Here is a 20,245-nt window from a genome sequence, read left to right on the forward strand (position 1 = left end):
GGGCGCACTATGAGCAACCGCAGACAGCGTCTGGAATTGACGTGGATCGGCAAGGATGAACGCCCGCGCGTTGAGCCGCGCATTTTATTGGAGGATGAGGAAAAGTCCTACCATGCCAAGGCTCGTGTAACCGACCACGATCTCTTCGACAATATCCTAATCCACGGCGATAACTTGCTCGCGTTGAAAGCGCTAGAACTGGATTTCTCCAGTCGCGTGAAGTGCATCTACATAGATCCGCCGTTTAACACGCAACAGGCCATGCCGAACTATGACGACGGTATCGAGCACTCGCTGTGGCTTACGCTCATGCGTGATCGTCTCGAAATTCTGCATCGCCTCTTGGCTACAGACGGGACTTTGTTCGTTCATATTGACGACAATGAGCTAGGATACCTTATTGCTCTTTTGGACTCTATCTTTGGGCGTGCAAATCGCCTGTACGTAGTCACCTTCAAACAGGGTTCCGCTACCGGCCATAAGTCGATCAATCCGGGATGCGTCAGCACCACCAACTTCATCCTGCTCTACGCGAAAGATAAGAGCGCATGGCGGCCAAATCGCGTTTTCACTGGGCGCGAGCGCGACTCCCGCTACGGTCAGTTTATTGCGAATATTGATGAGCATTTTGAGCGATGGCGCTTCGTTACGTTGATGAAGGCGTTCTCAGCGGCACATGATTTACCAGAAAAAGATGCGCGAAAGCTTGTGAAGGACAATCCCGAGAAACTTGACGAGTTCGTCTTGCAGAACGCCCGACGCGTCATCCGTTCTGCACGACCCGACTACGAATCCGTTAGCGAAGCAGCCCGTGAGATGATCGACATCTCTAAGAACAGTCCTTCCAAGGTCGTTAAGCTGACGCGGGAAGACCATTCCGACATGTATTTCAAGGCGGGAGAGCGAATTCTGTTTTACGCTGACAAACTTAAATTGGTGGACGGGGAGCTTGTTGCTGGCGAACCACTGACAACTCTTTGGGATGATATCCTGTCCAACAATTTGCACAACGAAGGCGGCGTTGAATTTCCGAAAGGAAAGAAGCCAGAATCCCTAATTAAGCGCATCCTCGAACTTACAACCAGCTCTGACGATCTCGTTCTCGATTCTTTTGCTGGTTCCGGCACAACCGGCGCTGTCGCGCACAAGATGGGCCGCCGCTGGATCATGGTCGAGCTTGGAGAGCATGCCACCACGCACATTGTTCCGCGCCTAAGGGCCGTTGTGGACGGCACCGATGCCAGTGGCGTGACCAAAGCCGCGAAGTGGACGGGCGGCGGAGGGTTCCGATACTACCGCCTAGCATCCTCACTGCTTGAGAAGGATGCGTGGGGCAACTGGGTCATTTCCAAAGGCTACGATCCGGCTAAGGTCGCCCAGGCTGTGTGCAAGTTGATGGGATTCGTCTATCAGCCGGATGAAACCAATTACTGGATGCAGGGCCGTTCGTCCGAAACTGACTTTATCTATGTTACCACGCAAAGCCTGACTTACGAGCAGCTTACGGCGATTTCCGAGGAGGTCGGGGACGAGCGTACCTTACTTGTCTGCTGCAAGGCGTTTCGTGCCAACCCGGACGCATTCTCCAACCTCACGATCAGGAAGATTCCGCAGGCCGTGCTGCGTAAGTGCGAATGGGGTAAGGACGATTACAGTCTCAACATCGCCAGCCTCCCTGAAGCCTCGCCGCCCGGGCCTGACGAACCCGGCGACCCCGAACCGACTCTCAAGGAGGGCAAGAAGCGCGGCAACGGCAGGGCCGCTTCGCAGAATGATCTTTTCAGTCAGGGGGACGGCAAGTGAACGACCGTACCGTCCGCACCATCAGTCATCGTCTTTCGCTTCGCAAGCCGCAATCCGATTCGTTGGAAATCCTCGCCGACGTATTAGGCAGGATCAACCTCTCCAAGGATTCCGATCTCGACGCCACCCTCGCTGCAATCCGCGACGCCTTTCCAAGCGTCGAAGCATTCGAGCATGACTTCCCGTCGCTGTGCTTTGCGCTGGCGACGGGAGTGGGCAAGACACGCCTGATGGGCGCGTTCATTTCCTATCTCTATCTGACCGGCAAGAGCCGTCATTTCTTTGTGCTCGCACCGAACAAGACGATCTATGAGAAGCTTATTTCCGACTTCTCGCAGGAAAGCCTGAAATACGTGTTCAAGGGCATCGCCGAATTCGCGGCCAACCCGCCGCTGATCGTCACCGGCGACAACTACGAAAGCGGCGTCGGCGTCCGGTTCGAGGGTGGCCGTTCGTCCGACCTGTTCGGCTCCGACGTTCACATCAACATCTTCAACGTCGATAAAATCAACAAGGAGGAAAGCCCGCGCGGCAAGCCGCGCATGAAGCGCCTTCAGGAAACAATCGGCGAGAGCTATTACGCCTATCTTTCCCGCCTTGACGACCTCGTCCTTCTGATGGACGAGTCGCACCGCTATCGCGCGAGCGCCGGTGCGAACGCCATCGACGGCTTGAAGCCGATCCTCGGCCTGGAATTGACTGCAACGCCGAAAACCGTGGGAGCGCGTCCCGTTCCCTTTCGCAATGTCATCTACAATTATTCGCTCGGCTTGGCCATGGCGGACGGCTTCGTCAAGGAGCCTGCCGTTGCCACGCGCAAAGACTTCGACTCCCGCTCCGTTGGAGAACAAGAGCTTGAACAGATTAAGCTCGAAGATGCCGTGCACCATCACGACCATGTGGCCGTCGAGCTAGATCGCTATCACCGCACGACCGGCGCGCCAAAGGTCACGCCATTTATCCTCATCGTGGCGGCGGACACGACCGAGGCCAAGCGGCTGCGGGAATTTGTCGAGTCCGAGAAGTTCTTCAAAGGGCGCTTCAAGGGCAAGGTCGCCGAAGTTCATTCCAACCTGCGTGGTGAAGAAAGCGAAGAGGCCATGCAGCGTCTTGTGGCGCTGGAAACGGATGGTCGCACCGAGATCGTCATCCACGTCAACAAGCTCAAGGAGGGCTGGGACGTAACAAATCTTTACACCATTGTGCCGTTGCGGGCTTCGGCTTCCGAAATCCTTACCGAACAAACCCTTGGACGTGGCTTGCGGCTGCCCTTCGGCAAGCGCGTATCCAAAGGCGGCAATGAGGAGTTTGCCGCCCTTGATCGCCTCACCGTCATTGCGCACGAGCGCTTCGACGACATTATCGCCAAGGCTCGCGAGCCGGGATCCATCGTCATGAAGGCGCTCGAAATCGGCGAAGGCTGCGACATTTCCGCGACCGGGGCCACGCTGGTCAACACCCCGTCTATTGCCGAAATGATTGTAACCGGCGCGCAGCCGGAGATTTCCGGTTTCACCGAGCAGCCGCGCCCGGCTTTCGTCTTCAACTCGCCCGAGGAAGGCAGGGCCGCCGAAGTTACGCTGGAAGTCATCAAGCGGTATGAGCGCAAGCTCGGCAGCGCTGAGGCGCTTCGTGACACGGCCATTCAGCAGCAGATCGCCGACGAGGTGCGCGATCTTGTGCGTCCCATTCAGGGAACGCTTGAGGGCGTAGTGCGGGAGCCGCGCATCGACCAGATAGTACAGACCGTGGCTGTTACGGTTGCCGACCGCACGATTTCCATCCCGCAGATCGTCGTCCTGCCCAAAAAGCAGGTGACGTTCACCTTCGAGGACTTCGACCTCGCGAACCTTGAATCGGTCAATATGAGGCCGATTGAGGACGGCCTCATTGTCGAGGATTTGCGCACGCAAGCGCGTGTCTATCTGGCGCGAGCCATCGACGACCCACGCGAGGCACGGCCCGAGGACTATCTCGTCCGCTACCTGATCGAGCGCAACGAGATCGACTACGATGCCCATGCCCCCCTGCTCTACAAGTTGGCGGGGCAGATGGTCGCGCGCATTCGATCCTATCTGGCCGACGCAGCCGAAGTTGAGAACGTCCTTCTGCGTCACGGGCGTCAGCTTGCCGATCTCATCTTCGCTCAGATGATGAATTATTACAGGGAGACACCGCTCGGCGAGGACGACTACGAAGTCACCGTCACGCGCGGATTCACGTTGCTCCAAGCGCAGCCGATGAACGTCCCCCAGGGCCAGCGCGTGCGCGACTTCAGACAAGCTGTTGCGCCTCTTTCGGACACGCGCAAGCACGTCTTTGGTGGGTTCAAGAAGTGTTGCTATCCGCTTCAGAAATTCGATACGGACCCCGAACGGCGGCTCGCCGTCACCATCGAGGGCGATGTCAGCGTTGAAAAGTGGTTGAAACCGGGTCCCAACCAGTTTCGCATCGACTATCGCTCCGGCGAAGGCTACTGGCCAGACTTCGTGGTCGAAACCAAAACCAGGATGCTAATCTGCGAAGTCAAAGCCAAAAACGAGCTGGAAGACCCCACCGTGAAGGCTAAGGCGGCAGCAGCGACGAAGTGGTGCAAGACCGCAACGCAATATGCTGGCGGTGCCAAGCCATGGACTTATCTTCTCATTCCCGATGACCAGATCACGGGCAGCGCCACGCTTGACGGTTTGGCTGCGAAGTTTTCTACGTCATAGACGCATGGGTACCTACGCATTCGATTTTAACGGCCATGATCTGTGCGATCAAGACTCCCGCTTCGGGGGAGCATCCCAGGCGCTCGGCATCGGAAGAAGCAAGCTAGGTACCTCAGGACCACCAGCTCGGAGGAGAGGACACCTAGCCTGTTCATCCTAAAACGTCACTTTTCAGAAGGACGTTTGACCCAGCCGTCCTCAACCAATTCCTTGAGGATGGAATATGAAATAAAATTCGTGCCGTAGTAGTATTGCGACCAATAGAGTGTTTCCTCGCACAACTTATCGAATGTTTGGCGTAATTCTTCGGGCAGGGCTTCGCGTGCCTCTTGCTTGGTCAGCCTCTTCGGTGGATGCACGTTATGCGTTCCCTTTCTTGGAATAGGTTGCCTGGCTCGCCATTCGGTCAAGATCGATTCTTTTGCAGATTCGAGAGAGAAGCAGGTCTGCTTGGGCAGTTCAATGATATCGACCTTTCGCTAAGCCCCCGGTTTCATCCAGCCGAGCAGAGGCCCGCGAGTCGTAACCCTCAGCGTGCATTACAGCGGTGTTTAGTCAAACTGCTGATCGAGCCGCCGCGCAGCACGCTCTCTCTGGGCTGTCCTGGCATTTTGAAAGCCGGACCGTAGGCAAGCGAATAGACGTTCTGCGTCCGCCCTAGGAAGACCTTGACTGGAGATGATGCACAGTGTCCCGCGACGCGAAGCAAAAGCCCTCGTTCAAGCTGCCCGATGTAAAGCCGGGGAATTGGCGCGGTGAAATCCTTGGAGGCTGCACCGTTAACTTTGGACAGGTCGTTCAGCCCGGCCCACCGAGGCAGTCCGTCGAGTTCAGTTACGTCATAATGCCCGCGGCCTTCACGATGCTTGAAGCGCGCTTCACCTGGCCCGGCATCATAATAATCATGACGCCGACTCCCATGAAAACGGAATTCCCGGACGCAGGCCACCTGTTCAAGGCCGAGCACTTTCCTTCTCTCCACCTCTCGCTTCAGGTTACGCGCGGGCAGTTTTCGGACATGCTTAGGATGTTCGAGGCGAAGCGCCTGAAGGATCTTCATTTCACGGTCGAGGACGGAGCCAACGGCTCCTGGCCAGTGTTTAGCTGGGGCATGTCGGCCGCCTTGGCCTAAGAGATTATTCACAACCCATCAAGCAGGTGCACTCTTTCTGGCAACCTACCTGCATTTGCGAATGGTCATTCCTGACAGACAGGGACAAAGATCATCCTTCCGAAACAAAGTTTTATGGTTCTTGCGCACAACATGCGCGAAGCCTTTCGCCATATCGTTTGCCTTTTTAGATAAAGCGTCCAATTCGGCCATGATGGATGGAAGTAGCTGAATTGCTTCGCAGGATATCGCTAGAACTTGGGACATAACCGCCATCAGGTCTAGAGCGGTCGAGGAGTCCTTTGCACCAAGGCCAATCTCCCTAATGACATGGCGAGTGCCGAAGGCGTCCGAATACGATGTCGCCTTCAGCGTTGCTGAATACAGGTCACCGACGTTCGGGTGCAAAAACTCACAGAGCACGTCATAGGAAACGCGGATCCCGCGGATTCGTTTGTCGAGCTTGTCCATCGAGGACAGCACATTTCGCGCCGATACGTCCATTGTCAATTGCTTGCGTACATACGTGAGGTCCTCCTTTGCTGTAGTACGCAGATCAGAATTGCTCAGTTTCAGCCAATCGAGCCTCGTGCCATAAAGAGCCTTTCCGATTTTGTCGGCTGCCAAAATTAACGGCTCGCTAGGTTTCTCGGGTGAAGCGGTCGCGCGCGCGAAATCCTGCAAAGCGTCCTCCAGCGCCGCGACGTTAGCAATCCGTTCAACCATGCTGCGAATCATCATGTAGGAAGCGGCGATTTCGCGGGCCTCAAAATGTCGGATCGCAGCCCGACATAATTCTAAAACAATGACGCCAGAAACCTGTAAGAACGCTTCGAGCTGCCTTGCTGCTGCCGATTGATTGTAGATCATTGACCGCGTTGTCGCGGCGTCGAAAACGGGTTGGGGCAAAATTGCACCCGCATTGTTCCATAAGAAATAAGCCTTCTCTGCAGGGGCGGCCTGAGCTTGGCTTACCATTCGATATTTGAGCGGCGTGCTGAGGCGATGTTGCAATGCGATTTCGAGATCACGGAGCCTTGTCAGAGCGAGGCGCTGAACATCCCTGTAGTGTTTTGCCTCAGGCGGTTCTTCAATCATTCGGCCCCCTTCGACCTGACTGCGAGACGATTTCGTAGTTGGACGGCACACCAAATCTTGCGGCTTCTGGCCAGTCCAGCATTCGTGATAATGAAGTTGTGCACCCCATTTGAGATCATGCGGCATTGAGCGTTTCCATCGCGAGTCCGATCAAGCGTCACTAGCCGCGATAACTGCTGCGAGTACTTCCTCGTCGATGACATAGTAGCGTGGCTTCCCGGGTATTCCGATGATTTTCCTGTCGAGCGTGGCAACGTCCTCGCGCTGCGTTCGGAGGATATGATGCCCAATAAGCAACGCCTTGTCCGCGTCACTTGGCTTCCACGCGTGTGGTTTGACAAGCGTCTTATTGGCAACACGAAAGCCGTCTGCTTGTTGGCGATTAAGGGCTTCACTTGTGGAACAAGATTCGCCCTTTTTTACCGGAATCAGAGTAAGGCGGTGCAAAGCTTCCTTCAGTCTACGAGTGGCAGCCTCGATGCTTGAGGCGGTGACAGTAGGATGAACGGACGGCGGGAAGCTGCGAATAGTGGCTAGGGCACTGGCCATACACTTTTCGATTGCTGCCCGGGTCGCCTTCTTCTTCCAAGGCAGTATTCCATACTCGATACCGAGTGCTGCAGCGGCATACACGACTGAAAAGTTCGCTCCGATGCGCTGATGAGGACCTGTCTCCAACCTCACAGATAGTTTCGCGGTGAATTCGCCCATGTGGTGCCTGATCCGTACTAAGGCAGCTTCGGGATCTCGCATGAATCTCTTCAAAAAGGCGTCCATCGCGAAGCCTTGGTTGGCCGCCGCGTCCTGGCGAAGGTTATCAGCGAGCATGCGGCCAAATTCGCCAGGATCACGACCGCTTGGTACCTTGATGCCGTCAAAAACACCTATACTGCCGGGCTCTGTGACGGGTACATCGATGAAGCGTACCTCTTCGCCTCCAATGCGAGCGTGTCCTGCAACCTCGGCTATCGTCTTAAGGGCTGACTCACTCGTGCTCAACACAATCACTCGAAAATCTCTAACGGTTAGGTTGATTTTCTTCTGATAGGTCTTGTCGAGAGTTTTCGCTCGATTGCGGGAGAATAAGAAAGCGAGCTTCTTAGCCTTCTCGTGCGCCTCCACCCTGCCCCCTTGATCACCGCTTTCGTCTAAGGGGAATAAGCCATCGCGGTGACCAATCGCTAACTGCTCAATCGCCGTTTCGGACTCCGACCACCTCGGCAATCCACTGTCCTTGTTGTTCAGGCCGGGTACCGATGCCGCAGCGCAGAGGAGACTGGACTTGCCCGTGGAGGTCGGGGCGAAGAGATTGAGGGCGAACGAATCCATTGACAGCGGGCGGATTAAGGGGGCTGCTAGGGCAGCGGCTATAGATAATCGAAGTCCGGTTGATTGTTTGGCGAGCCTTCCCACAGTTTTTCGCCACGCCTTTAGTGACCCTGGACCTGTCGTGTAGGTGGCAAGGTGAGCGCCACTTTCCGGGTCGATTACGATCCGTTTCGTTCCGCCGTAATACCGCAGAGGCGTCACTATCGCAGTGCCGTGCCATCCAGGAGCGCCCACGAAAATAAAGCGACGATTCGGTATTTTGGAAACCACCACCTTGAGTATCTCCAGGGCAGATACTCCATCAGTTGGCCAAACGTAACCCTTGTTGCCGAGCGCGTCGGCAATGGTCGATAGGTTTCTTGGGTTGATTGCAGCCATGTCAAATTGTTCGGATAGCTTTTCGCCATCACAATTCACGAACCGGATTTCCACGACCTTGGTGCGATCCATCCGTTCGCCGATGGCATGGAAGCGAATCGGCTCAGCAATACGTCGCTCGCCGCTGCCCGTCATGAGGATGACGCCGGTCTTGCTCAATTTGATGCGCTTACGTCTATCATTCATTAGATTACCTGGATGCTCAGTGCTCAGATGCTCAGTCACAAATTAGCGTTCGCACCGCCGTCGATATGAAGCGCAAAGCTGCAAAATCAGTTCGGTTGAATTTCTCAGCCAAAGTGGCTCCTTCAGACGAGTTCTCTTGATGCGATTGCCCGCAACTCGGGATTTCATCGCCTTTCGTCGATACGACGCCCTCGATGACTTCCGATTCACCGGGGCGCGATCTTTTTGAATTTAAGGCCATCCTTCTGAGCACTCAGCCGGACGCCGCACAGAACCATCAGTTCCAGTGGCTCGGTGCGGTCGAGGGCCAGCAAGAGGTAAGGCAGGCCACGGCGGTTGTTTCTCAGCAAAGCTGGAAGCTTGATCGCCTTGTCCTTGTAGGCAAGGAATTCGAGGTCGTAGGTTTCGCTGGTGTGGACGGGGCGGTCACCGCGTTGGAGGCCGGGGAAGATGCGTTTGAGACGGCGCTTCAGGCGCTCCCGGTCGGCGGTCCACATGCCGATGTGCCAGTGCGGTTGGTAAAAACCGTCCTCCCAACTCAGGTCGAGGCTCCCAAGCATGACCCGTTTGAAGCCAGCTTTCGTCAGCGCATCCTTGAGCCACCGATTCAGCTTCCGGACGTTGAGGGAGGCGAGTTCATCCAGCTTGTACGTAACCATCAGCGGGATGATGGTCACCATCACCAGCAGCCTGCCCTTTCGGGTGGACTTCAACTGCCTGATCGTGGCCCGTTGAGCTGCCACCTTTGCCTTCTGAAAAGCGCGTAGGCATTCGGGGCAAGCCAGCGATCCGCAACGTCCACCGGGCTGACAGTAGAACAGTTTGTCCGCCAGCAGCTCGAACCGTAGGGCGACGCCAGGATCACCATCGCGCCGCTCACGCTTTGCTGCCCGGAACAAAAGGTTGATGATCTCGGCTTTCCGCTCCCTGGCCTTGGCGGCAGTGAACTGCTTGCCGATGTAGGGCTTACCGTCGCCGAACCAATCCTCGGTCGCTAGAACCTCGTGGTGGGCCTTCTCGTGGGTTTCGAAGACAGGGCCGTCGCGACGCAGGCGCTCATGAAAATTCATGCCACGGGCTCCTCGTCGTCGGCGAGATCATCATCCATGTCATAGAGATCATCGTTATCGAGGTCTTTGAGGACTTCGACGACGAAGTCCTCATGCTCATTTTCAATCAGCTCATTCCAGGACTTGCCCAGCATCAATCGCTGTTTCTCTGCCACGAGCGCGGCGCTTGCTCGATTTTCAGCCTGATCCGAGCCCAGCATGTGAAGTGCTTTGATCAACCGTTCTCGCGTTAAGCTGCGGACCTTGGGGCCCTTCCGATGGATGTCTCGCTTTTCTCGATAGGCTTCGACGCGCTTTGCTCTTTCTCGCTCCCGGAGAGCCTCTCGTTTCCAGAACGCCGCGGACTTCGCCATCTTCTTTTGGTTGGCAGCGGCTTCGGCAGCTTCCTCTTCGGCTACGAGCACACGGGCAGCCATGTGATTCATGACGCCAGCACCGAAGGTTTTTCTTGCACGCGATTTCTTTAGCTTGAGACGGTCGATCTGCTTCATCGCGCGCTCCAATCTACGGACGGCAACGAAGCAACCGGCTTCGGTCTACTCAAGTCAGCCAGCAGCACGTCGCGCACAAAACGTTCCTGCGCAGCCTTCGGTGAGTCCAGGAATAGGTCACGAAATGCACTGGACGACCACTGGTTGGCGAGTCGCTGAAACGCTCGCTCAGGGTCTTGCCGATTGAACTCTTGCGGAAGGTGGCAGTCGGCAAGCGGCGCATCCGACCGCGTGTTCGTTGCCTGTGCGATTGCGGGTGCGGCGGAACGCTCACCTTCACTGGTCGCGGTGGCCTCGTCCGTCAGTGCCAAAGGGCCAATAACATCCGACGCGGGTTCCGTTGGTGCGGCTGTGGGCGGCGAGTCGTCTTTGTTCACCCCCTGAACAATTTTGTCGGCGAACGGTGCACCGACACGTCCGCTTTCCCGCCACTTCAGCAGCCGATTGACCCATGCCACGGATTTTCCGACACCTATAGCTACCTCGCGCTGCGTCGCCCCTTGAGCGCAAGCGCGGGCCATGTCTTCGGCAGCCGCACGAAAGGAGGTAGTACGTGAGGTCTCGCCGACTCCGATGTGGTGCTTGGCTCGGTTGATTAGCTCCTCATTCGTCATCGCGCCGGTTGTGGGCTCTGACGGAGAATCGGCTAGGGCACTTGATTTTTGCGGAGCCGGGATTTGCTTCGGCGCGGAAGGCGTTCCTATAACCTCTGGCGGCGCGGCGATGCGCCGAGGTGATTGGAGACCACTCGATCTTAATTTCATGCTCAGCTCCTCTTTCATTGAGAGGAGCCGTTATTGCTCAAACGGCAGACCGATCTGGTTGTCGGGCCGAAACCAAAATTACAACCACACTGCGGAAAATTTCACGGTCTCTTCGTCGCGAATTGTGAACTGCTTAATGTCGGGGAGCATACTGCGATAATATTCGGAAATTTCGATAACCTCTGCAACGTATTCGGGTAGCATACAAAGGGCGAATAGTTTGTCTACTTGCGGGTTGCGGCTCCACTTCTCCCAGAGCACCTCTTTCCAAACGATAAGCGCAGCGGCCGCATGAGCAACAGGGCGCGAAGGCTTCCACACCTGCGTTTTGACAGTCGAGTGACTGTCTCCCTTCCAGTCAAGAAAATCTAAGACTTGGTGCGCCATATTATTGACGGTCGGTTGGAAGCCTTGAACCTTCCCCAGGGGCTGTCCCGTCTCGACGGCACGAAGATGAGGGATCAGAAAGAATGAGGCAGCGGCAAACCGGTGTTTCAGTTTCTTATTCCCCCTCCGCAGGCAGGCGTCGATTTGCTTTTCCTGACCACTAAAATATGCGGGCCTGATCAGTTGGGGTTCTTGGGCCCATTCCGGATGAACATCGATCCGCTTTTCGAGAGTGTACCTGACGATTGCCTGCCTGAACGCATCGCGCTCGTTTTTGTCGAGAGGATCAGGATAGGCGATAGCAGCAATTAATTTGGCCGCTGGCATGTACGGGTCCGCTTCCGTGAGCGTGATTTCTATTGTCTCTCGCGGCATAAAACGTAGCACCTATCCCGGTTGCAAAAGAAGGAGAGCTTACGACAACCAGCAGCGCCCGGAAACTGTCCTAGCAGAGTCTCCGAAACACTTTCAAAAGCGGAGGACGGTGGTCGGATCGCAAGCGCGCTGCGTGCGTGGCAATTCTTGAGCGCCGTGCTAGAATGTCGAAAAGCAATACAGACAAATTTCCGGTTATTCCGCGTCTGCTGACTAGACAACAAGCTGCGGCTTATTGTGGGGTTAGCGTTCCAACATTCGATGGCATTTGCCCCGTCAAGGCAATCGCCTTGGGCAACGGAAAGAGGCTCGAACGCTTCGACCGGATTTCGCTGGATGGGTGGATCGATTCCCTCGCTCTGAACGGTCGCGAAATGAGCAAAGATTGGTTAGCCGAACTGGAAAAGCAATGACGCTTCTTCGCATCAAGGGATTGAAGCGTTATCGCGCCAAAGGGCGATGGTACGCCTACCATCGAAAGACCGGCATTCGCCTGAAAGCAGAGTTCGGCACCGCAGAGTTCATTGCCGAGCTGGCCTTGATCGAACGAAAGCTTAAGACGGCCAACGCGCTCCCCGGAACGTTGGGCTCACTACTTGCGTCTTACAGAAACTCGCCCGCTTTCACCGATTTAGCGCCCGCTTCTAGGGACGGCTACGGGCGCATGATGAACCTGCTGAAGCCGCTCGATGCCATGCCGCTTGTCGAACTATCTTCGCAATTCGTTGCGGGATTGAGGGATCGTATCGCAGCTAAGCACGGTCGCAGGCAGGCCAACTATGTGATGGCAGTTATATCAGTCGCTTTCGAGCACGGCAAAGAACACGGCATCGTCTCGGAAAATCCGGTTAAAGGGGTGAAACGGGTCAAGCGAGCGAGGGATGCCAAATCCGCGAATCGTCCTTGGACCCTGGATGAGTGCAGAACAGTAATCAGCAGCCTTCCCCAGCAACTGAAGGTCCCAGTTGCGCTCGGAATGTTTACAGGCTTGCGCAAGGGTGACGTGCTTGCACTTACCAAGGCAGCAATCAGAGACGGCAAGATTTGGCGAAGGACTAACAAGACTGGACAGGAAGTCTCGATTCCGGTGCACCCCGATCTAGCTCACTTGCTGGCAACCGCACCAAGGCACGATGCGATTACGATTGCAGCCACGACCAAGGGCACCCCTTGGACTGAGAGCGGGTTCAATTCGTCTTTCATCAAAGCGATGGCCGCTTTGAAGCGAGATGGAAAGATCGGGGACGGCCTCACATTCCACGGCCTACGGCACACGGTCGGAACTTTGCTGATCGAAGCTGGGTATGACCTCGACACTGTACGCCGATGGCTGGGTCAGAAAACCTTGGCGATGGCGATCCACTACTCGGAGTCGGCCGACACCTCGGATCGCATGAATCAGGTGATCAAAAAACTCGACCCACTCGGGAGCAAATCGAGAACATAAGTGTCTAACCCGACACCAAGACTGTCTAACCGGCCTGGCTGCGTCTCGCTAAGCCATTGATTTTATGGTGCCCAGGGGCGGAATCGAACCACCGACACTGCGATTTTCAGTCGCATGCTCTACCAACTGAGCTACCTGGGCGTGCTCCAAAGAGGGGCCAAGGCCCATCGAGCGGGCGGTTTATAGTGGGCTCGGAGCGGCATGTCCACCCGGCTTCGCCAAGTGGCTTCGCCGGGCGCGGCCCGGCTGTGCACAAGGTGGGGCGGGCTTGCTGCGGCTGGTGCGCGGCGAATCGGAAGTCGAAATAAACATCTGATATTATTGGCTATTCTTCGCCATCCGCCTCGTCATCGCGGCCGGGGATGACGTAGGAGCCTTTCAGCCAGCGGTTCAGGTCGACGTCGCGGCAGCGCGAGGAGCAGAACGGGCGGGTGGCTTCCGACTGCGGCTTGCCGCAGATCGGGCAGGTTTTGAGCGGGCCGGCGGGCTTTTTGACGTGGTCGTCCATGATGTCGGCAGCTTACTCGGGGTGAAGGCGTTCAAGAGCCTGTCGGTAAAGCGGTTCCTCGGGCGGTCGCGCAGGCGTCGCGGGCCGGGTCAAGCGGGCCCATTCTACTGTGCATGGGGTTGTTTTCGAGATTTTTGTCGGCGCGCTAGATGGCCGTGGCGTTGAGCCAGCCGAAGCGGATCGGAAAACCTTCGCCGCCGAGCAGCGTCGTGGTCTCGTAGAGCGGCAGGCCGACGACGTTGCTGTAGGACCCGACCATCTTGACCACGAAGGAGCCGGCGATGCCCTGCACGGCGTAACCGCCGGCTTTGCCGCGCCATTCGCCGGAGCCGATATAGGCTTGGATGTCGTCCTCGGAGAGGCGCTTGAAGCGGACGCGGGTCTCGACCAGGCGCTGGCGGAAGGCCTCGCGCGGCGTCACCAGGCAGATCGCGGTGTAGACGCGGTGGTTGCGGCCCGACAGCAGCCGCAGGCACTGCGCCGCCTCGTCCACCAGATTGGCCTTGGGCAGGATGCGGCGGCCGACCGCCACAACCGTGTCGGCGGCGAGGATGAAGGCGCCGCGCAGCTCGTCGTCGAGCTGCACCGATTTCAGCGCCGCATCGGCCTTGGCCCTTGCGAGACGGTTGGCGCAGGCGCGCGGCAGCTCGCCCCGCTTCGGCGTCTCGTCGACGTCGGCCGGCCGGAGCGCGTCCGGCTCGATGCCGGCCTGGTTGAGCAGCGACAGGCGCCGCGGCGAACCGGAGGCAAGTACGAATTTGGGGCGGCCGAGCATCAGGTGATTTGGGGGATGAAGCAGGGGATGAATTGCGCGCGGAACCTATCGGAAGGGGGCTGATTTCACAACCCGGGAACCCGGACTTTACTGATTCGAGGCGTCCAACATGCGTGTGCCCTCGGTCTGTGACGCGGGTGTTACGGCTAACCGCTCGCCGCGCCGACCTTCGCAAAACGCCTGCGGATGCGCATCAGGAGCTGGTCGCAGACCTCGCGGTAGGCGGCGAGCTTCTGGTCGCGGGTGCCTTCGATGGTGGTGGGATCCTGCGTCGGCCAGTATTCGACGTCGGCGGCGAGCGTGCGGGTCAGCTCCAGCGCCTTGTGGTGCGCTTCGGGCGAGAGCGTGATGATGAGGTCGAAATTCAGCCCCTCCCAATCCTCCAGCTCCTCGAAGGTCTGCGGCTTGTGGGTGGAGATGTCCTGCCCCAGCTCGTCCATCACGGCGACCACGAAGGGATCGAGCTCGCCTTTCCTGGCGCCGGCCGACTTCACGTAGAGGCCCTGCGGAAACATGTGCCGGAGCAGGCTCTCGGCCATCGGCGAGCGCACGCTGTTCATCGCGCAGGCGAACAGCACCGATTGCGGATCGCGTGCGCGTGGCGGACCCGCCATCGCGCCTAGCCTCTTTTGAAAGAGGGCATGGCCTTGTCGGAAAACCGCTGCACATTTTTCCGGGCCATTAAGCCGTTTGTCTCGCGCATGATCTGGTCCGAAAACCGGTGCCCACTTTTCGGGATCATGCGCCTAACCCTTCCAGTGCAGGACGGTGATGAGCGTGAACAGCCGGCGCGAGGTCTCGAAGTCGACCCGCACCTTGCCCTTCAGCCGCTCCTGGAGCGTGCGCGATCCCTCGTCATGGATGCCGCGGCGGCCCATGTCGATGGCCTCGATCTTGTCCGGCGTAGCTGTCCGGATCGCCTGATAGTAGCTGTCGCAGATCATGAAATAGTCCTTCACGATCCGCCGGAACGGCGTCAGCGACAACAGATGCGCGACCACGGGCGTGCCTTCCTCGCGGCGAATGTCGAACATCAGCCGGCTGCCGGTGATGCCGATATGCAGCGTGAACGGCCCCTTCCCGTCGGCGCCATCGGGCGCGAACAAATTCTGCTCGATCAGATCGTAGATCGCGATCGCGCGCTCGTGCTCGATGTCCGGCCCGGAACGGCCGATCGAGTCCTCGTCGAGGGTGACCGCGACGATGCGATTGGTCGAGTCGTCCTGTTCGGGCGGCTGGGTCATGACAGATTGAGGCGCAATCCAATCGAGCGCGAATGAGCGTCCAGCCCCTCCGCTTGTCCGAGCGTCATCGCGGCAGGTCCGAGCGCACGCAGCTGGTCCGGACCGCATTTCAGGATTGAGGTGCGCTTCATGAAGTCGGCAACTCCGAGGCCTGAGGAGAACCGCGCCGAGCGCGCCGTCGGCAGCACGTGGTTGGAGCCGCCGACATAGTCGCCGATCGCCTCCGGCGTATGCGCCCCGAGGAACACCGCGCCGGCGTTGCGGATCTTTCCGGCAAGCGCGTCGGGATCATCAGTCATGATCTCGAGATGCTCGGCCGCGATCGCATCCGCGAGCGGAATGGCGTCGGCAAGATTTTTGACCATGATGATGGCGCCGAAATCGGCCCACGACGTGCCGGCGATCGCGGCGCGCGGCAATGTCTTCAGTTGCGCTTCGACGGCCTTTTCGACATCCGCGGCGAGACGCGCGGAATCCGTGATCAGGATCGATTGCGCGCTGGCATCATGCTCGGCCTGCGCCAGCAGATCAGCGGCGATCCAGTCGGCATTGCCGGTGTCGTCGGCAATCACCAGCACCTCGGAGGGTCCCGCGATCATATCGATACCGACCTTGCCGAACACCAGGCGCTTTGCGGCGGCGACATAGGCGTTGCCGGGGCCGACGATCTTGGCCACCGGCGCGATCGTGGCGGTACCGTGCGCGAGCGCCGCCACGGCCTGCGCGCCGCCGACCCGGTAGATCTCGCTGACGCCGCCAAGCGAAGCGGCCGCCAGCACCAGCGGGTTGAGCTTGCCGTCCGGTGACGGCACCACCATGACGAGGCGCGCGACGCCGGCGACCTTCGCGGGGACCGCGTTCATTAGCACCGAGGACGGATAGGCCGCGGTGCCGCCGGGCACATAGAGGCCCGCGGATTCGATCGCGGTATAGCGCCAGCCGAGCTCGACACCGAGCGGATCGGTGAAGCGCTCGTCCTTCGGAAGCTGGCGGCGGTGATAGGTCTCGATGCGGTCGCGCGCGAGCTTGAGCGCATCCAGTGTCGCGGCATCGCAGGCCTTGACGGCCGTCTCGATTTCGGCGGCGGTGACGCGCAGGCCGGATGCATCCAGCTTCAGCCGGTCGAACTTTGCCGTGGCCTCGAGCAGGGCCGCATCGCCCCGCCGGGCGACGTCGTCGACGATGGTGCGCACGACGGCCTCGACGTCGGCCGAGACCTCGCGCTTGGCGGCGAGGAAGGCCGCGAATCGCTGGTCAAAATCGGCGCTGCTGCGGTCGAGACGAACGGGCATTTTTGGCTTGGCTTCCGGCTGGTCTTTGGGGCGGATTGGCTCACCCGACCCCCTGCTCAATGGCGCGGCGGGGAAGCTGCGTCAACCCTCGGGAGATGCCGTTCCGGCAGCGGCCCGACCTGGCTTGACTGGTATACCGGCCAGCTCACCCCTCCTCCTCGAGGCCCAGTCCGGCCCCGAGCGCGTCCGCCCCCAGATCGGTCAACTCGCATTCCAGACATTCGACGTCGAGGCGGATGGCGCCGCCATGGGCGAACAGCAGCAGGGCGCTGCCGCCGGGCTCCTCGTCGCGGCCGTCCTGGGAGTGAAACTCGATGCCGACGAGGTCCAGAACCTCGTCCGGCGCGCCGAGGTCGATGTTGCGCGACTTGCAGGCGAGCACGCGGTCGAAGCGGAGCGCGGCGACCAGCCGGCGGGGTTCGGCCTCGCCGTCCAGTGACTGCTCCCAGTCCAGCCGGCTCATCCCGACCACCAGCCGCTTCTCGCTTTGCCGCCAGATGATGTCGGCGGCCTGGACGCGGGCGTCCTGCACATGGGTCGAGATCACGGCGAGATCGTCGGCGTCGAGCGCGATCAGTTTGAGCTGGGGCGACATCGCCGGCATTTCTCCTCGGGGGCCGATAAGGCTCAACGCGCGCGGACGCGGAAATTTCCGTGAAACTAACGGGCCAGCCGGCTAGAGGCTATTGATATCCTCCATCTCCAGCACCTTCCGCGGATACCCCTCCCGGGCGACACGAATCATGGCGCGGCCCATCTGCTCGGTCGAGGTGACGAGCCGCGGCGAGATCCGGCGCAGCGCCGACCAGAGCGGCCCGGTTGTGGCATACACGGCCTGCACCCAGGCGGTCTTCGAGCGGGCGCCGTGCAGGGGCTGGATCGCGCCTGGACGGAACATGTAGGCGCCCCGGAACGGCAGCTTGAGCAGATCGTTTTCGGTCTTGCCCTTGATCCGCGCCCACATCCGCGATCCCTGCTCGGTGGAATCGGTGCCGGCGCCGGTGACGTAGACGAACGTCATCTGCGGATTGAGCTTCGCGAGCGTCGTCGCCGCCGCGAGCGTGAGATCGTAGGTGAGATGGCGATAGCGATCCTCGCTCATGCCGATCGAGGAGACGCCGAGGCAGAAGAAGCAGGCATCGAAGCCCGTGAGCTGCGCTTCGATCGCCGAGTAGTCGGTGAAATCGCCGTGCGTGATTTCGGTGAGCTTGGCATTGCGGACGCCGGTCGGGCTGCGGCCGACCACGAGCACGCGGTCGATGCCGGTGTCGATCAGGCATTCGCGCAATACGCCCTGCCCGACCATGCCGGTCGCGCCGAAGATGATGACTTGCATCGTGACGTCCCCAACCGGCCCGTGGCTCATGCGGCGACCGCGATCTCGTCGAAGGATACACCGGTCAACGTCGCCGAGACATCCCACAGCATGGCGGCCGCGGCGAAATCCTTCGCCTCCGGCATGATCTTCGCCGGCGCGGGCGGCCCCTTCAATTCGTAGAACCAGTTCGGACCGTAATAGCCACCGGGCTCTGCAGCCGGAGAGGTTGCCGCGAACAGCGTGGGCAGCGCGCCTTCGGCTGCGGAGTGGCTTATGAAAGGCTGGAGCCAACGGCTCACACGCCACTGGAAGCTGTTGGCGCCCGGCCCGTTCGGAATGAGATCGGTCCGCGCGTAGCCGGGATGGGCAGCAAGGCTCGTCAGGCCCCAGCCGGCGGCGAGGCTGCGGCGCTGCAGCTCCAGCGAAAACATCAGCATCGCCAGCTTGGACTGGCAATAGGCACGCCAGGGACGATAGGAACGCTTGCCTTGCAGATCGTCGAAATTGATCGCGCCGGAGCGGTGCGCGAGGCTCGACAGATTGACGATGCGAGGCGCTTTCGCGCGGCGAAGCTGCGGCAACAGCTGTGCTGTCAGCGCGTAATGGCCGAGATAGTTGGTGCCGAGCTGCATCTCGAAACCATCCTCTGTCTGCTGCCGCTTCGGCAGCGCCATCACGCCGGCATTGTTGATGAGGAGATCGAGCTGCTCATTGCTGGCGGCAAAGCGCCTGGTAAAATCGGCGACGGAGGCGAGACTGGCGAGATCGAGATGCTCGTAGGCGATCAATGCGTTGGGAAACCGCTCGCAAATGCCCTCGATCGCCCGCAGGCCCTTTGCGTCGTTGCGTCCGGTGAGTATGACAATGGCACCGGCGCCCGCCAGCGCCATCGCCGTCTCGTAGCCGAGGCCGCCCGTCGCCCCGGTCACGACGGCGGTCTTGCCGCTGAGGGAGGGGATGTCTGCCGTGCTCCAGTCGGTCATGCCGTATCTCCGTTCGGGGCTGGAATGAGGCCCGCGACCGGTCTAAATGTGCACTGAGTGCAAGTTTGCAAGAGGTGAAATAATTTGAAGGCTTCAAAGCCCGGCGGGAAATCGGTCAGGACAGGCGCCAAGCCATTGCCGGCAGGAGCAAAATCCCCTGACGGCCCCGGCCTGCGCCAGCGTAAATTGCAAGAGACCCGCGAGCGGCTGACCCGTGCGGCGATGGCGCTGTTCCTGGAGCGCGGCTTCGAGGCCACGACCATCGACGACATCGCGACCGCGGCCGACGTGTCACGCCGCAGCTTCTTCCACTACTTCGCGTCGAAGGAGGACGTGGTCGCCGCCTGGCAGGAGGGCGCAGCAAGCGCGCTGGTCGCAGAGGTCGTGGCGCGGCCAGCGGGCGAAACCATGCTGACGGCGGCGGAGAATGCGATCGCGGCGGCGGTCAGGCGGATCGACCCGGCGGAAGCGGCGGCGATGTCGCGGCTCAAGCGCGACAATCCCGCGCTGCAGGCGCGCGACCAGCTCAAATACGAGAAGCTCGAGCGCGCACTGGCCGAAGGGCTTTCGCAGCGTGCCAAAACCAAATCGGACAGGCTCAAGGCACGGCTCGTCGCCATGATCGCCACCGGCGCGATGCGCGTCGGCGGCGAAAGCTGGATCGGCGAAGGTGTGCGCGAGAAGCCGGAGGTTTTCGTGAAGCGCACGTTCGATGCGATCAGGGCGATCTTGAAGTGACGCTCTTCCCCTCTCCCCTTGTGGGAGAGGGTGGATCAATCGCGCTTCGCGCGATTGAGACGGGTGAGCGACTGTGTTCGCTGTCAAGCGGGTTGCCATGGTGTTTTCGTCCTGATCATGACATTGAGGATGGTCAGCAGCTTGCGGGCGACGGCGATCAGGGCAACGAGCTTCGGCTTTCCATTGGCCACGAGGCGCTCAAAGAAGGCCTTGAGGACGGGGTTGTGACGTCTG

The 20,245-nt window shown here is 59.3% G+C and carries 21 protein-coding genes, 1 tRNA gene and 1 pseudogene; 5 read left to right on the forward strand and 18 right to left on the reverse strand.

Annotated elements, in window-relative coordinates; all coding sequences use genetic code 11:
• Positions 1-9 precede the first annotated feature (9 nt).
• Together CT676_RS27585 and CT676_RS27590 are read left to right on the forward strand one after the other, a co-directional pair.
• The gene (locus CT676_RS27585) at positions 10-1,803 is read left to right on the forward strand and encodes a site-specific DNA-methyltransferase (protein ID WP_135215771.1); all 1,794 of its coding nucleotides are present in this window, start codon (positions 10-12) and stop codon (positions 1,801-1,803) included.
• Entirely contained in the window at positions 1,800-4,517 is a 2,718-nt protein-coding gene (locus CT676_RS27590) for a DEAD/DEAH box helicase family protein (protein ID WP_135215772.1), read from the forward strand. Before CT676_RS27585 ends, CT676_RS27590 begins: the two co-directional genes overlap by 4 nt.
• Positions 4,518-4,681: 164 nt before the next feature.
• Here the strand turns inward: CT676_RS27590 and CT676_RS27595 are convergent, their stop codons facing one another.
• The 8 genes from CT676_RS27595 to CT676_RS27630 all read right to left on the reverse strand — a co-directional run bounded on the left by CT676_RS27595 (position 4,682) and on the right by CT676_RS27630 (position 11,658).
• Positions 4,682-4,927, reverse strand: coding sequence for a hypothetical protein (locus tag CT676_RS27595; protein WP_135215773.1), 246 nt, complete (start codon positions 4,925-4,927; stop codon positions 4,682-4,684).
• 119 nt (positions 4,928-5,046) lie between these two features.
• Complete coding sequence (locus CT676_RS44345) at positions 5,047-5,577, reverse strand: hypothetical protein (RefSeq protein ID WP_167768180.1); 531 nt, start codon at positions 5,575-5,577, stop codon at positions 5,047-5,049.
• Between the two features lie 117 nt (positions 5,578-5,694).
• Complete coding sequence (locus CT676_RS27605) at positions 5,695-6,852, reverse strand: hypothetical protein (RefSeq protein ID WP_135215775.1); 1,158 nt, start codon at positions 6,850-6,852, stop codon at positions 5,695-5,697.
• A gap of 24 nt (positions 6,853-6,876) precedes the next feature.
• Positions 6,877-8,592 (reverse strand): DUF927 domain-containing protein, encoded by a 1,716-nt coding sequence (locus CT676_RS27610; protein WP_167768181.1) that lies wholly within the window; start codon positions 8,590-8,592, stop codon positions 6,877-6,879.
• Positions 8,593-8,825: 233 nt separating this feature from the next.
• The gene (locus CT676_RS27615) at positions 8,826-9,689 is read right to left on the reverse strand and encodes a hypothetical protein (protein ID WP_135215777.1); all 864 of its coding nucleotides are present in this window, start codon (positions 9,687-9,689) and stop codon (positions 8,826-8,828) included.
• Entirely contained in the window at positions 9,686-10,180 is a 495-nt protein-coding gene (locus CT676_RS27620) for a hypothetical protein (protein ID WP_135215778.1), read from the reverse strand. Before CT676_RS27620 ends, CT676_RS27615 begins: the two co-directional genes overlap by 4 nt.
• Positions 10,177-10,638, reverse strand: a complete 462-nt coding sequence (locus tag CT676_RS27625) for a hypothetical protein (protein WP_135215779.1) — start codon at positions 10,636-10,638, stop codon at positions 10,177-10,179. Before CT676_RS27625 ends, CT676_RS27620 begins: the two co-directional genes overlap by 4 nt.
• Positions 10,639-11,022: 384 nt before the next feature.
• Positions 11,023-11,658, reverse strand: coding sequence for a hypothetical protein (locus CT676_RS27630; protein ID WP_135215780.1), 636 nt, complete (start codon positions 11,656-11,658; stop codon positions 11,023-11,025).
• A 212-nt stretch (positions 11,659-11,870) separates the two neighbouring features.
• Here CT676_RS27630 and CT676_RS27635 point away from each other — a divergent pair, with 212 nt between their 5' ends.
• Together CT676_RS27635 and CT676_RS27640 are read left to right on the forward strand one after the other, a co-directional pair.
• Complete coding sequence (locus CT676_RS27635; RefSeq protein ID WP_135215781.1) at positions 11,871-12,119, forward strand: hypothetical protein; 249 nt, start codon at positions 11,871-11,873, stop codon at positions 12,117-12,119.
• The gene (locus CT676_RS27640) at positions 12,116-13,153 is read left to right on the forward strand and encodes a tyrosine-type recombinase/integrase (protein ID WP_135215782.1); all 1,038 of its coding nucleotides are present in this window, start codon (positions 12,116-12,118) and stop codon (positions 13,151-13,153) included. The genes CT676_RS27635 and CT676_RS27640 overlap by 4 nt, the downstream gene beginning before the upstream one ends.
• Before the next feature lie 65 nt (positions 13,154-13,218).
• Here CT676_RS27640 and CT676_RS27645 read toward each other — a convergent pair.
• The 9 genes from CT676_RS27645 to CT676_RS27685 form a co-directional block, all read right to left on the reverse strand.
• Positions 13,219-13,294: transfer RNA gene (locus CT676_RS27645), tRNA-Phe, on the reverse strand.
• A 184-nt stretch (positions 13,295-13,478) separates the two neighbouring features.
• A complete protein-coding gene (yacG, locus tag CT676_RS27650; RefSeq protein WP_028151429.1) occupies positions 13,479-13,661 on the reverse strand; it encodes a DNA gyrase inhibitor YacG in 183 nt (60 codons plus the stop codon).
• Between the two features lie 145 nt (positions 13,662-13,806).
• On the reverse strand, positions 13,807-14,436 hold the full coding sequence (locus tag CT676_RS27655; RefSeq protein WP_085400916.1) for a Maf-like protein: 630 nt from the start codon (positions 14,434-14,436) through the stop codon (positions 13,807-13,809).
• Positions 14,437-14,582: 146 nt separating this feature from the next.
• On the reverse strand, positions 14,583-15,050 hold the full coding sequence (locus CT676_RS27660; RefSeq protein WP_085400915.1) for an arsenate reductase ArsC: 468 nt from the start codon (positions 15,048-15,050) through the stop codon (positions 14,583-14,585).
• Between the two features lie 132 nt (positions 15,051-15,182).
• Entirely contained in the window at positions 15,183-15,680 is a 498-nt protein-coding gene (locus CT676_RS27665; protein WP_071909262.1) for a UPF0262 family protein, read from the reverse strand.
• On the reverse strand, positions 15,677-16,972 hold the full coding sequence (hisD, locus tag CT676_RS27670; protein WP_085400914.1) for a histidinol dehydrogenase: 1,296 nt from the start codon (positions 16,970-16,972) through the stop codon (positions 15,677-15,679). The genes CT676_RS27665 and hisD overlap by 4 nt, the downstream gene beginning before the upstream one ends.
• 145 nt (positions 16,973-17,117) lie before the next feature.
• Complete coding sequence (locus CT676_RS27675) at positions 17,118-17,567, reverse strand: DUF2948 family protein (RefSeq protein ID WP_063986739.1); 450 nt, start codon at positions 17,565-17,567, stop codon at positions 17,118-17,120.
• Between the two features lie 81 nt (positions 17,568-17,648).
• Positions 17,649-18,308, reverse strand: a complete 660-nt coding sequence (locus CT676_RS27680; protein ID WP_085400977.1) for an NAD(P)H-binding protein — start codon at positions 18,306-18,308, stop codon at positions 17,649-17,651.
• A 26-nt stretch (positions 18,309-18,334) separates the two neighbouring features.
• Positions 18,335-19,273, reverse strand: coding sequence for an SDR family oxidoreductase (locus CT676_RS27685; protein ID WP_135215783.1), 939 nt, complete (start codon positions 19,271-19,273; stop codon positions 18,335-18,337).
• A gap of 84 nt (positions 19,274-19,357) precedes the next feature.
• Here CT676_RS27685 and CT676_RS27690 point away from each other — a divergent pair, with 84 nt between their 5' ends.
• The gene (locus CT676_RS27690) at positions 19,358-20,011 is read left to right on the forward strand and encodes a TetR/AcrR family transcriptional regulator (RefSeq protein ID WP_085400912.1); all 654 of its coding nucleotides are present in this window, start codon (positions 19,358-19,360) and stop codon (positions 20,009-20,011) included.
• Positions 20,012-20,094: 83 nt separating this feature from the next.
• Here CT676_RS27690 and CT676_RS27695 read toward each other — a convergent pair.
• Positions 20,095-20,245 (reverse strand): annotated as a pseudogene (locus CT676_RS27695) (IS110 family transposase); the annotation flags it as partial.

Origin of the sequence: Bradyrhizobium sp. MOS001, assembly GCF_004634465.1 — a bacterium.
Lineage (GTDB): Bacteria > Pseudomonadota > Alphaproteobacteria > Rhizobiales > Xanthobacteraceae > Bradyrhizobium > Bradyrhizobium barranii.

What these genes read in the sequence shown, in the direction of transcription:
- CT676_RS27585 (WP_135215771.1), top strand. Translation starts at nt 10, where the DNA reads ATGAGCAACCGCAGACAGCGTCTGGAATTGACGTGGATCGGCAAGGAT.
- CT676_RS44345 (WP_167768180.1), bottom strand. Translation starts at nt 5,577, where the DNA reads ATGAAGATCCTTCAGGCGCTTCGCCTCGAACATCCTAAGCATGTCCGA.
- CT676_RS27605 (WP_135215775.1), bottom strand. Translation starts at nt 6,852, where the DNA reads ATGCCGCATGATCTCAAATGGGGTGCACAACTTCATTATCACGAATGC.
- CT676_RS27615 (WP_135215777.1), bottom strand. Translation starts at nt 9,689, where the DNA reads ATGAATTTTCATGAGCGCCTGCGTCGCGACGGCCCTGTCTTCGAAACC.
- CT676_RS27620 (WP_135215778.1), bottom strand. Translation starts at nt 10,180, where the DNA reads ATGAAGCAGATCGACCGTCTCAAGCTAAAGAAATCGCGTGCAAGAAAA.
- CT676_RS27630 (WP_135215780.1), bottom strand. Translation starts at nt 11,658, where the DNA reads ATGCCAGCGGCCAAATTAATTGCTGCTATCGCCTATCCTGATCCTCTC.
- CT676_RS27635 (WP_135215781.1), top strand. Translation starts at nt 11,871, where the DNA reads ATGTCGAAAAGCAATACAGACAAATTTCCGGTTATTCCGCGTCTGCTG.
- CT676_RS27640 (WP_135215782.1), top strand. Translation starts at nt 12,116, where the DNA reads ATGACGCTTCTTCGCATCAAGGGATTGAAGCGTTATCGCGCCAAAGGG.
- yacG (WP_028151429.1), bottom strand. Translation starts at nt 13,661, where the DNA reads ATGGACGACCACGTCAAAAAGCCCGCCGGCCCGCTCAAAACCTGCCCG.
- CT676_RS27655 (WP_085400916.1), bottom strand. Translation starts at nt 14,436, where the DNA reads ATGCTCGGCCGCCCCAAATTCGTACTTGCCTCCGGTTCGCCGCGGCGC.
- CT676_RS27660 (WP_085400915.1), bottom strand. Translation starts at nt 15,050, where the DNA reads ATGGCGGGTCCGCCACGCGCACGCGATCCGCAATCGGTGCTGTTCGCC.
- CT676_RS27665 (WP_071909262.1), bottom strand. Translation starts at nt 15,680, where the DNA reads ATGACCCAGCCGCCCGAACAGGACGACTCGACCAATCGCATCGTCGCG.
- hisD (WP_085400914.1), bottom strand. Translation starts at nt 16,972, where the DNA reads ATGCCCGTTCGTCTCGACCGCAGCAGCGCCGATTTTGACCAGCGATTC.
- CT676_RS27675 (WP_063986739.1), bottom strand. Translation starts at nt 17,567, where the DNA reads ATGTCGCCCCAGCTCAAACTGATCGCGCTCGACGCCGACGATCTCGCC.
- CT676_RS27680 (WP_085400977.1), bottom strand. Translation starts at nt 18,308, where the DNA reads ATGCAAGTCATCATCTTCGGCGCGACCGGCATGGTCGGGCAGGGCGTA.
- CT676_RS27685 (WP_135215783.1), bottom strand. Translation starts at nt 19,273, where the DNA reads ATGACCGACTGGAGCACGGCAGACATCCCCTCCCTCAGCGGCAAGACC.